12 protein-coding genes are annotated in these 13,977 nt (G+C 69.4%); 6 read left to right on the top strand and 6 right to left on the bottom strand.

Going from position 1 to position 13,977, the window contains the following annotated elements:
- Positions 1 to 95 precede the first annotated feature (95 nt).
- Together xylB and xylA are read left to right on the top strand one after the other, a co-directional pair.
- Entirely contained in the window at positions 96 to 1,514 is a 1,419-nt protein-coding gene (xylB, locus tag P8627_RS07655; protein WP_279967177.1) for a xylulokinase, read from the top strand.
- Positions 1,515 to 1,740: 226 nt separating this feature from the next.
- Complete coding sequence (gene xylA / locus P8627_RS07650) at positions 1,741 to 3,045, top strand: xylose isomerase (protein WP_279967176.1); 1,305 nt, start codon at positions 1,741 to 1,743, stop codon at positions 3,043 to 3,045.
- Here xylA and P8627_RS07645 read toward each other — a convergent pair.
- From P8627_RS07645 to P8627_RS07635, 3 genes are all read right to left on the bottom strand, one after another.
- Positions 3,036 to 3,680, bottom strand: coding sequence for a VPLPA-CTERM sorting domain-containing protein (locus P8627_RS07645; RefSeq protein ID WP_279967175.1), 645 nt, complete (start codon positions 3,678 to 3,680; stop codon positions 3,036 to 3,038). The genes xylA and P8627_RS07645 overlap by 10 nt on opposite strands.
- A gap of 62 nt (positions 3,681 to 3,742) precedes the next feature.
- Entirely contained in the window at positions 3,743 to 4,918 is a 1,176-nt protein-coding gene (locus tag P8627_RS07640) for an NAD(P)/FAD-dependent oxidoreductase (RefSeq protein WP_279967174.1), read from the bottom strand.
- Between the two features lie 144 nt (positions 4,919 to 5,062).
- The gene (locus P8627_RS07635) at positions 5,063 to 5,737 is read right to left on the bottom strand and encodes a VPLPA-CTERM sorting domain-containing protein (RefSeq protein ID WP_279967173.1); all 675 of its coding nucleotides are present in this window, start codon (positions 5,735 to 5,737) and stop codon (positions 5,063 to 5,065) included.
- A gap of 123 nt (positions 5,738 to 5,860) precedes the next feature.
- Here P8627_RS07635 and yddG point away from each other — a divergent pair, with 123 nt between their 5' ends.
- A complete protein-coding gene (gene yddG, locus P8627_RS07630) occupies positions 5,861 to 6,739 on the top strand; it encodes an aromatic amino acid exporter YddG (protein ID WP_279967172.1) in 879 nt (292 codons plus the stop codon).
- On the opposite strand, the gene P8627_RS07625 is transcribed toward yddG, so the two are convergent.
- Positions 6,709 to 7,137 carry a YqaA family protein gene (locus P8627_RS07625; RefSeq protein ID WP_279967171.1) on the bottom strand — a complete coding sequence of 143 codons (429 nt, stop codon included), beginning with the start codon at positions 7,135 to 7,137 and terminating at the stop codon, positions 6,709 to 6,711. The two genes, yddG and P8627_RS07625, sit on opposite strands and share 31 nt — an antisense overlap.
- 12 nt (positions 7,138 to 7,149) lie before the next feature.
- A complete protein-coding gene (locus tag P8627_RS07620) occupies positions 7,150 to 8,094 on the bottom strand; it encodes an ABC transporter ATP-binding protein (protein ID WP_279967170.1) in 945 nt (314 codons plus the stop codon).
- Between the two features lie 102 nt (positions 8,095 to 8,196).
- Between P8627_RS07620 and P8627_RS07615 the strand changes: the two genes are divergently transcribed.
- From P8627_RS07615 to polA, 3 genes are all read left to right on the top strand, one after another.
- Positions 8,197 to 8,400, top strand: a complete 204-nt coding sequence (locus tag P8627_RS07615; RefSeq protein ID WP_279967169.1) for a zinc-finger domain-containing protein — start codon at positions 8,197 to 8,199, stop codon at positions 8,398 to 8,400.
- Between the two features lie 180 nt (positions 8,401 to 8,580).
- A complete protein-coding gene (gene trhA / locus P8627_RS07610; RefSeq protein WP_279967168.1) occupies positions 8,581 to 9,255 on the top strand; it encodes a PAQR family membrane homeostasis protein TrhA in 675 nt (224 codons plus the stop codon).
- A gap of 357 nt (positions 9,256 to 9,612) precedes the next feature.
- Positions 9,613 to 12,414, top strand: a complete 2,802-nt coding sequence (gene polA / locus P8627_RS07605; RefSeq protein WP_279967167.1) for a DNA polymerase I — start codon at positions 9,613 to 9,615, stop codon at positions 12,412 to 12,414.
- Here polA and P8627_RS07600 read toward each other — a convergent pair.
- Positions 12,411 to 13,946, bottom strand: coding sequence for a Fic family protein (locus tag P8627_RS07600; protein WP_279967166.1), 1,536 nt, complete (start codon positions 13,944 to 13,946; stop codon positions 12,411 to 12,413). The two genes, polA and P8627_RS07600, sit on opposite strands and share 4 nt — an antisense overlap.
- Positions 13,947 to 13,977: the final 31 nt, after the last annotated feature.

Below are 13,977 nucleotides of genomic sequence, written 5' to 3'. Positions count from 1 at the left end.
TGATCCGCGGGTGATCCACGGGTGATCTGCGGCATACCTAAAAATCGCACGCTTCGCCCCGTTTCGCCCGTCTTCTGTGCGCGGGAGTTCGCTTGATGTATCTGGGCCTCGATCTCGGGACCTCCTCGCTCAAGGCGCTGCTGGTCGATGCGGAGGGCCGCGTCGTCGCCGAGGCGACCGCGCCTTTGACCGTGGAGCGGCCGCATTCGGGCTGGTCCGAGCAGGACCCCGCAAGCTGGACCGAGGCCTGCGCCGCGGCGGTGGGCGCGCTGGGGGCCGACCTGTCGAGCCTCCGCGCCATCGGGCTGGCGGGGCATATGCACGGCGCGACGCTGGTCGGCGCGGACGACGCGGCGCTGCGGCCCTGCCTTTTGTGGAACGACACGCGCGCGGGCACGGAGGCGGCGGAGCTGGACGACGCCGAGGCGCGGCGCATCACCGGCAACATCGTCTTCCCGGGCTTCACCGCGCCCAAGGCCGAATGGGTTCGCCGGCACGAGCCAGAGACCTGGGCCCGGATGACCCGCATCCTGCTGCCCAAGGATTACCTGCGGCTGTGGCTGACCGGCGAGGCGGTGTCGGAGATGTCGGACGCCGCCGGGACCGCCTGGCTGGACGTGGGCGCGCGGGATTGGTCGGACAGCTTGCTCGCCCGCCAGGGGCTGGGCCGCGAGCACATGCCGCGCCTCGTCGAGGGCTCGGAGGTGTCGGGGCGGCTGCGCGACGCGGTGGCCGACCGGCTGGGCTTGCCGCGCGGCGTGGCCGTGGCGGGCGGCGCGGGCGATAATGCCGCGGCGGCGATCGGTACGGGCGCGGTCGCGCCGGGGCAGGGTTTCGTGAGCCTCGGAACCTCGGGCGTGCTTTTCGTGTCGGCGGACAGCTTCCGCCCGGATGCCGAAAGCGCGGTCCACACCTTCTGCCATGCCGTGCCGGACACCTGGCACCAGATGGGGGTGATCCTGTCGGCGACCGACAGCCTCGAATGGGCGGCCCGGCTGACCGGGCGGGATGCGGCGGCGTTGACGGGCGGTGATTTGCAGGCGCCGGGGCAGACGCTGTTCCTGCCTTACCTGGGCGGCGAGCGGACGCCGCATAACGACGCCGAGGTGCGCGGTACGCTGCTGGGGATCGAGCACGCCACCGATGCGGCGGCGCTGGGCCGGGCGGTGATGGCCGGCGTGGCCTATGCGCTGGCCGATTGCCGCGACGCGTTGGCGGCGACCGGCACCCGGGTCGAGCGGCTGCTGGCGGTGGGCGGGGGCGCGCGGTCGGATCACTGGCTGAAGATGATCGCGACGGTGCTGGACCACCCGCTGGAGGTGCCGGCGGGCGGTGCCTTCGGGGCGGCGCTGGGCGCCTGCCGGCTGGCGATGATGGCCGACGGCGCGGGCCCCGAGGTGGCGGCGGCGCCGGAGATCGCGCGGGTCGTCGAGCCGGAGGCGGATCTGGTCGCGCCCTATGCCGAGGGTCACGCGCGCTTCCGCGCGGCCTATGCGCCGGTGCGGGGGTTGTGAGGGTGGGCACGGCCCGCGAGGCAGGGCCAGCGCCGGGCCGGGGGGCGGCGCTGCGCCTTTCGCGCGATACGGTTTATCCATCACCCCCGAACGACCGCTCCGCGTCGCGCCCCTGTTGCAGGAGCGCCGGCCCGCTGGGCCGGACCGGCGCTGGCCCGGCGGGGTCTGCGACCCCGCGTTTCGGGCCGGCGGCGACTGACACCGATTTCAGCGAGATGAGGATCCCATGACCGATTTCTTCCAAGGCCTCGCCCCGGTGCGCTTTGACCCGGATGCCACCGACGACCTGAGCTTTCGCCATTACGATCGCGACGAGATCGTGCTGGGCAAGCGCCTGGAGGATCACCTGCGCTTTTCGGTCGCGTGGTGGCACAGCTTTGCCTGGCCGGGCGGCGACCCGTTCGGCGGGCAGACCTTCCAGCGGCCCTGGTTTCCCGACGCGATGGGCGGCGACACGATGGCGGCGGCGAAGCTGAAGGCGGATGCGGCCTTCGAGATGTTCGCGCTTCTGGGCCAGCCGTTCTACTGCTTCCACGACGCCGATATCCGGCCCGAGGGCGACAGCTTCGCCGAGAGCGCGGCGCGGCTGGACGAGATGACGGACTACTTGGGCGAGAAGATGGAGGCCACGGGCACCCGGCTTCTCTGGGGCACGGCGAACCTGTTCAGCCATCGCCGCTTCATGGCGGGCGCGGCGACGAACCCGGACCCGGCGGTCTTCGCCTATGCCGCCGCCACGGTCAAAAGCTGCATCGACGCCACGAAGAAGCTGGACGGCGCGAATTACGTGCTTTGGGGCGGGCGCGAGGGCTACGAGACGCTGCTCAACACCGATCTGGGGCGGGAGCGGCAACAGGCCGGTCGGTTCCTCTGCATGGCGGTGGATTATGCGCGCAAGTCGGGCTTCGACGGCACCATCCTGATCGAGCCCAAGCCGCAGGAGCCGACCAAGCATCAATACGATTACGACGTCGCCACGGTCTACGGCTTCCTGAAGGATTTCGGGCTGGAGGACGAGGTGCGCGTGAATATCGAGCAGGGCCACGCGATCCTGGCGGGCCACAGCTTCGAGCACGAGCTGGCGCTGGCGGCGAGCCTGGGAATCCTCGGCTCGATCGACATGAACCGCAACGACTACCAGTCGGGCTGGGACACCGACCAGTTCCCCGACAACGTGCCCGAGGTGGCGCGCGCCTATTACGAGGTGCTGCGCGCCGGGGGCTTCACCACGGGCGGGACGAATTTCGACGCCAAGCTCAGGCGGCAATCGCTGGACCCGGTGGATCTGCTGGCGGCGCATGTGGGCGCGATGGATGTCTGCGCGCGCGGGCTGAAGGCGGCGGCGGCGCTTCTGGAATCGGGCGAGCTGGAGGCGGCGCGGGCGGCGCGCTACGCGGGCTGGGACGGCTCCGACCTGATGGAGATGGATCTCGACGCGATCGCGCGGCGGGTGGTGGACGAGGATATCCGGCCCGAACCGGTCTCGGGCCGGCAGGAGCGGCTGGAGAATATCTGGAACCGCTACGTCTGAGCGAGGCGGCGGCGGCGGGCGAGCCCGAGACCGCCGAGCGCCGCGGCCAGGAACCAGAAGGGCGCGGGCAGGGGCACGACCGCGACGGCGGTGCCGCTGACGGTCAGGGTGGCCGAGTAGAGGCGGAAGCTGTCGGACACGAAGGCCGCGGGCTCGTCGAAGCCGAAGCCAATCCGGCCCGTGGCGAGCGCGTCGGCGAAGACGGTGGTGCCCTCGGCCGCGTCGGTGGCGGCGTCCACAAGGCGGGTCAGGGGGCCGGTGCCGTCGACCAGAAGGTCGGCGACGGTGCCGAACTCGTCCTCGGGGCGGATCTCGCCCAGGTCGAGATACCAGCGCTCGGTCGGAATGTTGAAGCCGAAGATCTGGAAGCTGGAGGGGCCGGCATCGGAGAAGGTCAGCGTCAGCTCCAGCCGGTCGATGGTCGCGCCCAGGAGCGAGGAGAAGTCGAACACGTCGCGGAACGGGTTCGCCTGCGCCTCGGAGATCTCGACATAATCGGGGCCGAGCAGGTCGTCGCCCTCGGGGTCGTAGAGGCCCTGCCTGTAATCATGCGTGAAGACGCCGAGCACCGCCGCCTGGGCCGGGGCGGCGAGGAGGAGGCCGCAAAGGGCCAGGAGCGGGACGAGTCGAACCATTTGGAACCGCTAGCCCGGGTTTGCAGCGTGATTGTGGCTGTTTGGGCAATTGATTGCGGCGCTCAGATCACCGCGAGTTCGGGGAAGGGCTCGTCCCGCAGCACGCGGTCGACGCCGAAGGGCGTGAGGTCGAGCGAGACGTAGCGGCCCTGCACGATCCATTCGGCGAGGCCGCGGCCCATGGCGGGCGATTGCTGCAGCCCGTGGCCGGAGAAGCCGTTCATCACGAGGAAGCCTTCGAGCCCGGGATGGGGTCCGAGGATGGCGTTCGCGTCGAGCGTGTTGAAATCGTAATGCCCCACCCAGGCGCGCCGGATGCGGATCTCCTCGAAGGCGGGGATGCGGGCGGCGAGGGCGGGCCAGACGCGATCTTCCCAGATCGACCAGTCGCCGGCGAAGTCGTCCGGGTCGACGGCGGGGTCGGGATCGGGCGTGGCGCCCGCCATGTAGAGCGACCCGTCGGTGCGGCAGTGGATGCCCGAAGGGTCGATGGTCAGCGGCAGGTCGCGGTCGAGGGGGTGCGCCGCCTCGAAGACCCAAGTGTAGCGCTTGCGCGGCTCGATCGGCAGGTCGAGCCCGGCCATCCTTGCCACCTGCGCGCCGCGCGTGCCGGCGGCATCGACGACGATGCCGGCGCCGAGCCGCGTGCCGTCGGCCAGCCGGACGCCCTGCACCCGGCCGCCCCGCGTGTCGATGCCCGTCACCTCGCCCGCGACGAAGCGCACGCCGCGGTCGCGCGCCAGCCTGCGCCACCATTCGAAGAGTGTCGTGCCGTCGAAATAGCCCTCGTCCACCGGCCCGTGCGAGCCCAGCACCACGCCGTCGAGATCGTAGAACGGCCATTCTGCGGCGATCTGGTCGGGGGTCATCAGCCGGGTCGCCGCGCCCGCCGCCGCCTGCACGGCCTGGGCCTGGTGCAGCCGCTCGGCCTGCGCGGCGTCGCCGGCGAGGTAGAGATAACCGAAGGCGTGCAGATGCACCGGCGGCACCCGGTCGTCGCCCATATAGGCCTGGAAGTTGCGGATGAACTCGACCCCGAAGCGGCTGATCGCGACGTTGAGCGGGTTGCCGAATTGCTGGCGGATGCAGGAATTCGAGAAGGCGGTGCCGCAGGCGGCATAGGTCGGGTCGCGCTCGACCACGGTGATGCGCGCGGGCGGGTGGCCCAGCTCGGTCAGCCACCAGGCGAGGCTGGAGCCCATGATGGCCCCGCCGACGATGACGATGTCCTGACCCATGCGCCGCCCTCCTGCGGGGAAACGCTGGCAGGCGGCGGGGCGTCAGGCAAGCGCCGTCGCGCGGAGCGGGCCCGGCGATGCGAAAGCGGCGCCGCCCCGGCCGAGACGGCGCTGCGAAACGGCATCCGCGGTCTGGGGCGCGCGTCAGACGATGGTGGGGTCGGCCTTGGCCTTGCGGCGGCTCATCACGCCCAGCCCGCCCAGCGCGGCCAGGAGCAGCAGGATCGGCGCGGGCAGCGGGACGACGGCGATGCCCTCGATCGACAGCGAGGCCGAGCTGAGCAGCATCGAGTTCGGCGTCAGAAAGGGCAGCGCGTCGTCGCGGAAGCTGAACGCGAGCTCCTGCGCGGATAGGGTCCGGGCGAAGGCGGTGGTGGCGCCGGTATCGGTGGTGGCGTCGAGGACGAAGGTCTGCGCCACCCAGGGGTTCAGGATGTCGCCGTCGCGCGACAGCGGGCTGGCGAAGGCGTCGGTCAGCGTGAAATCGTCGAAGCCCGCGACCATCAGGCTGAACGGGCTGGTCAGCTCGTTGATGTTGTGGGTCAGCGTCAGCGTGATCGAGCTGATCGAGTGGAAGTTCAGGTCGGCGAAGTCGAACACGTCGCGGAAGCGGACGTTGAGGTAATCGGCATCCTCGACCCAGGTGGGCCGCATGTTGTTGAAGAGCGGATCGGCGCCGCCGGCCGGCGCCACGCGGCCGGGATCGGTGCCGTAGAGGCGTTCCTGGAACCAGATCTCCATCGGCGCGGCCAGTGCGGGCGTCGCGGCGGAGATCACCATGGCGGCGAAAAGCGGGAGGAGGGTGCGGAGCTTGTTCATGCTTAACGCTCTGCCGGGCGATTCGAGCCGAAGCGGGACCCGTCTTGGGCAAGATCGGGGCAGGGGGAATTCTCCGCGCGGCCGGCGGCTTGACGGGCGGGGCCCGGCGCGTCACCGCGGGGCATGAGCCGCAACATGGCCACGCTGACGGGCTTCGGCGCCGTCCTTCTCTGGGCGACGCTGGCGCTGTTCACGACGCTGTCGGGCGACGTGCCGCCGCTGCAGCTTCTGGCGATGTGCTTCGCCTTGGGCGGCGGCGCGGCGCTGCTGCTGCGGCCGCGCTCCTGGCGCGCCTGGGCGCAGCCCTGGCCGGTCTGGGCGCTGGGGGTGGGCGGGCTGTTTGGCTATCACCTCGTCTACGTGCTGGCCCTGCGCGCGGCGCCGCCGGTGCAGGCCAGCCTGATCGCCTATCTCTGGCCGCTTCTGATCGTGCTGATGTCGGCGGGCGCGGGGCTGCGCGCGCATCACCTGGCCGGCGCGGCGATGGGCTTCGCCGGCGCGGCGCTGATCGTGACCGGTGGGCGCGGGCTGGCGCTGTCGGGGGACCATGCCGCGGGCTATGCGCTGGCCGGGGCGGCGGCGCTGATCTGGTCGGGCTATTCGGTGCTGTCGCGGCGCGTGGCGCATGTGCCCACCGGCGCGGTGAGCGGCTTCTGCCTCGGGGCGGCGCTTCTGTCGGGGCTGGCGCATCTGGCGCTGGAGCGGACGGTCTGGCCCGCGGGCGCCGAATGGCTGGCCGTGGCGGGGCTGGGGCTGGGGCCGGTCGGGCTGGCCTTCTTTTTGTGGGATATCGGCGTGAAGCGCGGCGACCTGCCGGTGCTGGGCGCGGCGAGCTATGCCGCGCCGCTTCTGTCGACGCTGGTCCTGATCGGGTTCGGGCGGGCCGAGGGATCGTGGACGGTCTGGACCGCCTGCCTCCTGATCACCGCCGGCGCGGCGCTGGCGGCGAAGGACATGCTGCGGCGGGGCGGTCAGGCGAAGGCGGCGACGAGGACGAGGTAGCGGCCCGTTTTGGCGATGGCGACGAGGGCGAGGAAGCTCCAGACCGGTTCGCGCAGCAGGCCCGCGGCCACGGTGATCGGGTCGCCCACGATCGGCAGCCAGGAGAGCAGGAGCGACCAGCGGCCGGTGCGGCGGTACCAGCGCTCCGCCCGGGCGAGGCCGGCTTCGCTGGCGGGAAACCAGCGGCGGCCCCGGAAGCGGCCCGCCATGCGGCCCAGCGCGTAATTCACGGTCGCGCCCAGCACGTTTCCGAGGCTGGCGGCGAGGAGGAGGCCGGGGGTCGAGAATTCGCCGGTGACGAGAAGCGCGGCGAGCGCGGCCTCGGACCCGGCGGGCACCAGGGTGGCGGCGACGAGGGCCGAGAGGAAGAGGCCGCAATAGGCGGTGAGGCTGGTCACGGGCTTGCCGCGTCAGTCCTTGTGGGTAAGCGAGACGAAGACATCCTCGAGGTCGGGCTCCTCGGTGCGGACGTCGCGGATGCCGACGCCCGCCTCCGCGAGGGCGGCCAGCACCTCGGAGGCGGAGATGCGCGCGCGCGAATAGGTCAGCGCGATGGCGCCGTCCGGGCGATGCGCGATCTCGACGCCGTCGGGGACGGCGATCTCGCCCGCGGGGGTTTCGGGGGTGACGACGAGGGTCTTGCCGTCCATCCGCGCGAGCAGGTTCTCCGTGCGGTCGCGGGCGATGAGCTCGCCATCGCCGATGATGGCGATCTCGTCGCACATTTCCTGCGCTTCCTCGAGATAGTGGGTGGTCAGGATGATGGTCATGCCGCGCTCCTCGTTGAGGCGGCGGACATTGCGCCAGAGCATCTGGCGCAGCTCGATATCGACGCCCGCCGTGGGTTCGTCGAGCACGAGGATCTGCGGGTGATGGACCAGCGCCTTGGCCAGCAGGAGCCGCCGGCGCATGCCGCCCGAGAGCGTGCGTGCGTAGGCGCCGGCCTTGTCGGCGAGGCCCACGAGGTCGAGGATCTCGTCGGTGCAGCGGTCGGATTTCGGCACGCCGTAGAGCCCGGCCTGCACCTCCAGCGCCTCGGCGGGGGTGAAGAACGGATCGAGGTTCAGCTCCTGCGGCATGACGCCGATGGCGGCGCGCGACTGGCGGGGATTGCGGTCCTGGTCGAAGCCCCAGATCCGCACGCGGCCGGCGGTCTTCTTCACCAGCCCGGCGAGGATGTTGATCGTCGTCGACTTGCCCGCGCCGTTCGGGCCCAGCAGGCCGAAGATCGCGCCGGTCGGGATCGTCAGGTCGAGGCCCTTCAGCGCCTCCTTGGCGGGGCTGCGGCCGTCGCCGGCATAGACCTTGCGCAGGCCCTCGATCTCGATCGCGTTTCCTGCGGCAGGCTGGCCCATGCGGTCTCCGGGTGTTGCGCGTCCCCCGGCCGCTCATGCATAAGCCGGTGACGGCCCACCTATTGCGGACGGGCCCCCCCGACAAGCCGAAGGCCTGCACCCATGACCACCGGAACCCCGCGCTATCCCAGCCGCCAGACCGACCTGCCGCCGCCCGAGACCGAGACGGTCACGACCCTGCGCGTGGCCTGCGACGGCGGCGAGGGCGCGATGGGCCATCCGCGCGTCTGGCTGTCGATCGACCCGAAGGTGGGCTTCGTCGAATGCGGCTATTGCGACAAGCGCTTCGTGCTGGACGACGGCTGAGGCCGCGGCGCGCGGCCGGGTCGCGCGGTTGTGACGGGACCCGCGCCGGGGCCGGAGAGGCCAATCCGAAAAGGGCCGCGGGGCGCGGGATAACGCGCGGCGCTGCGCCTGACGCCACGGAAAAGGTCCGTTTCGGTCCGAGATACGGGAAATTCACGATTCTTGGTTTATACTCAGAGCATGTCCGCGATCGAACCGACCCACGCCGCCCGCTTGCCCCGGCCCTACGACCGGGCCGAGATGGTCAGCGACGCGGTGGTTCACCTGGCCGGGCTGGTGATGGCGCTGGCCGCGGTGCCGGTGCTGATCACGCTGACGGCGTTCTGGCGCGGCGATTTCACCGGCATCCTGGCGGTGTCGGTCTATGGCGCGACGCTGATCGCGATGCTGAGCGCGTCGCTGGCCTATAACCATGTGCCGCATCCCGACTGGGCCGAGCGTCTGCGCCGGTTCGACCTGTCGGCGATCTATCTCAAGATCGCGGGCACGGTGACGCCCTTCGCGCTCCTGTCGGGGACGGGGGCGACCTTCCTCATCATGATGTGGACCGCCGCCGTGGTGGCGACGGCCACGGTCTTCCTGCGCAAGCGCCGCTCCGCCTCGCTCAGCGTGGTGATCGGGCTGAGCATGGGCTGGGGCGTGCTGCTGGCGGGCGGCGAGGTGATCGCCGCGACCTCCTGGCCGGTCTTCGCGCTGATGGTGGCCGGCGGGCTGATCTATTCGCTGGGCACGCCCTTCCTGCTGCTGGAGCGGATGCGCTTCCACAACGCGATCTGGCACGGCTTCGTGGTCGTCGCCTCGGTCGTCTATTTCGTCGCGATCACCTGGCATTTGGCGGCGACCGCGCTGGTCTGAGCGCGGGCGCGACGGGTGGGGCGTTTGGCGTGACCGGTCCGCGTCGGGGTTGATATTCGCGCGCCGAACGGCGGGATCTGCGCGCCACGGGCCCAAGCTTCCGACCATCTCCATCCCGGATCGCGCCGCGTGGGGCCGCTGCCCGCGCGGCGATCCGGCGGCCATCGGCCAGCGCGCGGGCCGGGCGCTGCGGGGGGTCCCCGAGGCGAGGCTGAGGGCTGCACCCCTTGGGCCCCCGGGAGCCAACCCACCGCCGAGGTCTTTTCGGCCAGAGGGCACCCCGGGCGCGCCGCGCGTTCTGGCGCCGCCGGGCGCATCGTGGCAAAGGAAGCTGCGACACGTTCCGGAGGATACGCCATGGCATTCGGCAAGGGCTGCCACCTGCACCTGATCGACGGATCGGCCTATATCTTCCGCGCCTTCCACGCGCTGCCGCCGCTCACGCGCAAGTCCGACGGGCTGCCCATCGGCGCGGTCGCGGGCTTCTGCAACATGCTGGACCGCTATGTCGAGCGGAACACCGGGCCGGATGCCGCCACCCATATCGCGGTGATCTTCGACAAGGGCTCGCACACGTTCCGCAACGACATCTATCCCGACTACAAGGGCCACCGCCCCGAGCTGCCCGAGGATCTGCGCCCGCAGATCCCGCTGACGCGCGAGGCGACCCGCGCCTTCAACATCGCCTGCGAGGAGCTGGAGGGGTTCGAGGCCGACGACATCATCGCCACCCTGGCGCGCCAGGCGCGCGAGGCGGGCGGGCGCTGCACCATCGTGTCGGCCGACAAGGACCTGATGCAGCTGGTCGGCGGCGGGGTCGAGATGAGCAAGCCGGGCATCCAGGGCAAGGCCGACGAGACCATCGACAGCGAGGGCGTCGCGAAATATTTCGGCGTGGGCCCGGACCGCGTGGTCGACGTGCAGGCGCTGGCGGGCGACAGCACCGACAACGTGCCGGGCGCGCCGGGCATCGGCATCAAGACCGCCGCGCAGCTGATCAACGAATGGGGCGATCTCGACACGCTCCTGGCCAATGCCGAGGAGATCAAGCAGCCCAAGCGCCGCCAGACCCTGATCGAGAAGGCCGACCAGATCCGCATGTCGCGCGAGCTGGTGCGGCTGGACGATGCCGTGACGCTGGATTTCTCGCTCGACGACCTGGAGCTGCGCGACCCGGATCCGGACAAGCTCTTGGAATTCCTCAACGCGATGGAGTTCCGCACGCTGACGCGCCGCATCGCCGAGCGCTTCGACCGCGATCCGCCGGCCCTGCCCGAGATCGCGGTCCCGCGCGCGCCCGAGGCGCCCGACGATCCCGAGATCGACCCCGCCGCCTACGAGGTGGTGCGCGACGAAGCGGGGCTGCAGGCCTGGCTCGACCGGATCGCGGCGACGGGCTACGTCGCCGTCGATACCGAGACGACCTCGCTCGACGAGATGCGCGCCGAGCTGGTGGGGGTGAGCTTGGCGGTCGCGCCGGGGGAGGCCTGCTATGTGCCGCTGCGCCATGTCGAGGGCGGCGGCGACCTGTTCGACCGCGACGCGCTGGCCGAGGGGCAGATGGTGCTCGACCGCGCGCTCGAGATGCTCAAGCCGATGCTGGAGGATCCGGCGATCCTGAAGATCGGGCAGAACATCAAATACGACTGGAAGATCTTCGCGGGGCTGGGGATCGCGCTGGGCCCGCTCGACGACACGATGCTGCTCTCCTACGCGCAGAACGCGGGGCTGCATCAGCACGGCATGGACGCGCTGGCGGATCGCTACCTGAACCACCAATGCATCCCGATCAAGGAGCTGATCGGGACGGGCAAGAGCCAGGTCACCTTCGACCGCGTCGCCATCGACAAGGCCGCGCCCTATGCCGCCGAGGATGCCGATGTCACCCTGCGCCTGTGGCGGCTGTTCAAGCCGCGGCTGCACGCCAATCGCGTGACCCAGGTCTACGAGACGATGGAGCGCCCGCTGGTCCCTGTGCTGGCGCGGATGGAGCGGGCGGGGGTGAAGGTGGACCGCGACGTGCTGAGCCGCATGTCGGGGGCCTTCGCGCAGAAGATGGCCGGGCTGGAGGAGGAGATCCACGCCAAGGCCGGCCGGCCCTTCAATGTCGGGTCCCCGAAGCAGCTGGGCGAGATCCTGTTCGACGAGCTGGGCCTGCCCGGCGGCAAGAAGGGCAAGACCGGCGCCTACGGGACCGGGGCGGATGTGCTTGAGGATCTCGCGACCGAGCACGAGCTGCCGCGGCTGATCCTCGACTGGCGGCAGATCTCGAAGCTGAAATCGACCTATACCGACAGCCTGCAGGAGCATATTCACCCCGAGACGGGGCGGGTGCACACCTCCTATTCGATCGCGGGGGCGAATACCGGCCGGCTCGCCTCGACCGATCCGAACCTGCAGAACATCCCGATCCGCACCGAGGAGGGCCGCCGCATCCGCGAGGCGTTCGTGGCGCCCGAGGGGCGGGTGCTGGTGGCGCTGGATTACAGCCAGATCGAGCTGCGCATCCTGGCGCATATCGCGGGGATCGACGCGCTGAAGCAGGCGTTCCGCGACGGGCAGGACATCCACGCGATCACCGCCAGCCAGATGTTCGGCGTGCCGCTGGACGAGATGACGCCCGAGGTGCGGCGGCAGGCCAAGGCGATCAATTTCGGGGTGATCTACGGCATCTCGGGCTTCGGGCTGGCGCGCAACCTGCGGATTCCGCGCGAGGAGGCGCAGGCCTTCATCGACACCTATTTCGAGCGCTTCCCGGGCATCCGCGCCTACATGGACGAGACGGTGAAATTCGCCAAGGAACACGACCGCGTCGAGACGCTGTTCGGCCGCCGCATCCACACGCCCGAGATCAACCAGAAGGGCCCCGGCGCGGGCTTCGCCAAGCGCGCGGCGATCAACGCGCCGATACAGGGCACCGCCGCCGACGTGATCCGCCGCGCGATGGTGCGGATGGAGGACGCGATCGCGGGGCTGGACGCGACGATGCTGCTGCAGGTGCATGACGAATTGCTGTTCGAGGTGGCCGAGGACGATGTCGACGCGCTGATCGACCGCGCCCGCGAGGTGATGGAGGGCGCGAACATGCCGCTGGTCGACCTGTCGGTGCCGCTGACCGTGGATGCGGGGCAGGGGCCGAACTGGGCCGAGGCGCATTAGGTGTCGGCAGTCGCCTCCGCGAAGGCTGCGCCTATCTCCTCCACTTCGTCATCCGTCAGGCTCTCGAATTCCCGCTGCCGCATCCGCCGACTGAACGTTCCCTCATTCTGACGGAGCATATGATAGAGGAGGTCGACGAGCCGTTCCGGCATGTCAACGATTTTCCCGACAGCCCTGTGGAATGCGTCGCGCGATGATAGAAAACGCAGTTCGTCCGGCAGCATGACATCAACGGCGCGTTCCAGCTTTGCGTAGAGAAATTCGGCGTGGGGCGTCGCGTCGAAGGTTTCGTAATAGTGGCGGACGTCCCCGATGACCTCAACATTGCCCTTGGCGGTGCTTCGCCAGTCGATGACCGTGAGCATGGGGCGCGATACGGTTTCGAGGGTCGAGCGGTATCCGAGCAGGTCCTCCAGGATCGCGACAGAGATAGGGATGACCGTGCCATCGGGCAGGAACCCCTGCCGCGCCAGAACGTGGTGGATAAGATATCGGTGAAGTCGTCCGTTCCCGTCTTCGAAAGGGTGAATGTATACAAAGCCGAACGCAATGGACGCTGCGGTCAGGACCGGGTCGTAGCCTTTTTCGGATGACAAGCGCTCAAAGTCGACGAGACCTTCTAGCAAGTACGACAAACTCTCTGGCGGAGCGGAGATATGATCGGGCCGCGGCTCTCCTACCGGCGAGTGTTCCCCGACGAAGCCACCCTCCGTCCGAATGCCGAGTTGGACGAAGCGGTCATCCTCGATCAGGTTCCGCTGCATCTCTACAAGGGATTGCACGGATAGCGCAGTCTCACCTGCCCGACCTATGACAGCAGCCCAACGTTGAGCCCGGTCTTTCGACGGGCGTTCGCGTTCGATCTCAAAGGACGCCTTCGAGTCGTTGAGCATCAGGAATGCCGCGGCGCGCCTCAAGATATCTTCCGGAATCGCGTTGATCGTTCTCTGAACCCGGGCGGCGAGATCTTCCGCAAAGTAGCGGTCAATGCGGGAGGTTCGCGAGACGAGCGGACAGAAGGCGGATGATCCCGGAAGATTGTCGCGGACCCTCCAGCGTGAAACGTTCACACTCCGCGCCGTCGCATATTGATGCTTGGTGTCGACCGCGTCCGCATAGTTGCCGCCGATTGGCAGCGGCGGCGAAATTGTCCCGAGACCCAGCCACTCGTAGAAGAAGCACAGCCGTCTCAGATATGCGCTGGTGGGTTTCTGGCCAATCGCCTTCTCAAGGTCGCCAGGCCCAACCTTCTGCATGATCTGCTTGAGCAGCAAGAGGTTCACGCCTTCGTTCTTGAGCGCGAAGACGAGATGATCGACGGTGGTCTCCCCGGGCCAGCGAGGAGCCGGATGAACAACACAGTCGACAGTTTTCAGCCGCGTGTTGGTCGTCGCGACAACATGGAGCCTGTACGGAAGGATCGTGCGAAGGCCATGGCTGTCAATTAGTCTCGCATAGCCTGCGAGACGACTTGGGACCGGAAGTGTTCGTGTTCGGAACGTAGTGGGAACATTCGGTTCGTTTTCGGTCATGCTGCCCCCAAGCCGCCACGAAGTTTGTTGC

Origin of the sequence: Jannaschia sp. GRR-S6-38, from assembly GCF_029853695.1 — a bacterium.
In the GTDB taxonomy this organism is placed as follows: Bacteria; Pseudomonadota; Alphaproteobacteria; order Rhodobacterales; family Rhodobacteraceae; genus Jannaschia; species Jannaschia ovalis.
Note: the sequence above shows the minus strand (reverse complement) of the source record. Positions and strands in the feature narration are given on the sequence as shown.

Excerpts from the sequence above, each read along its gene's own strand:
- xylB (WP_279967177.1), top strand. The coding sequence starts at position 96 with ATGTATCTGGGCCTCGATCTCGGGACCTCCTCGCTCAAGGCGCTGCTG.
- xylA (WP_279967176.1), top strand. The coding sequence starts at position 1,741 with ATGACCGATTTCTTCCAAGGCCTCGCCCCGGTGCGCTTTGACCCGGAT.
- P8627_RS07645 (WP_279967175.1), bottom strand. The coding sequence starts at position 3,680 with ATGGTTCGACTCGTCCCGCTCCTGGCCCTTTGCGGCCTCCTCCTCGCC.
- P8627_RS07640 (WP_279967174.1), bottom strand. The coding sequence starts at position 4,918 with ATGGGTCAGGACATCGTCATCGTCGGCGGGGCCATCATGGGCTCCAGC.
- P8627_RS07635 (WP_279967173.1), bottom strand. The coding sequence starts at position 5,737 with ATGAACAAGCTCCGCACCCTCCTCCCGCTTTTCGCCGCCATGGTGATC.
- yddG (WP_279967172.1), top strand. The coding sequence starts at position 5,861 with ATGAGCCGCAACATGGCCACGCTGACGGGCTTCGGCGCCGTCCTTCTC.
- P8627_RS07620 (WP_279967170.1), bottom strand. The coding sequence starts at position 8,094 with ATGGGCCAGCCTGCCGCAGGAAACGCGATCGAGATCGAGGGCCTGCGC.
- P8627_RS07615 (WP_279967169.1), top strand. The coding sequence starts at position 8,197 with ATGACCACCGGAACCCCGCGCTATCCCAGCCGCCAGACCGACCTGCCG.
- trhA (WP_279967168.1), top strand. The coding sequence starts at position 8,581 with ATGTCCGCGATCGAACCGACCCACGCCGCCCGCTTGCCCCGGCCCTAC.
- polA (WP_279967167.1), top strand. The coding sequence starts at position 9,613 with ATGGCATTCGGCAAGGGCTGCCACCTGCACCTGATCGACGGATCGGCC.
- P8627_RS07600 (WP_279967166.1), bottom strand. The coding sequence starts at position 13,946 with ATGACCGAAAACGAACCGAATGTTCCCACTACGTTCCGAACACGAACA.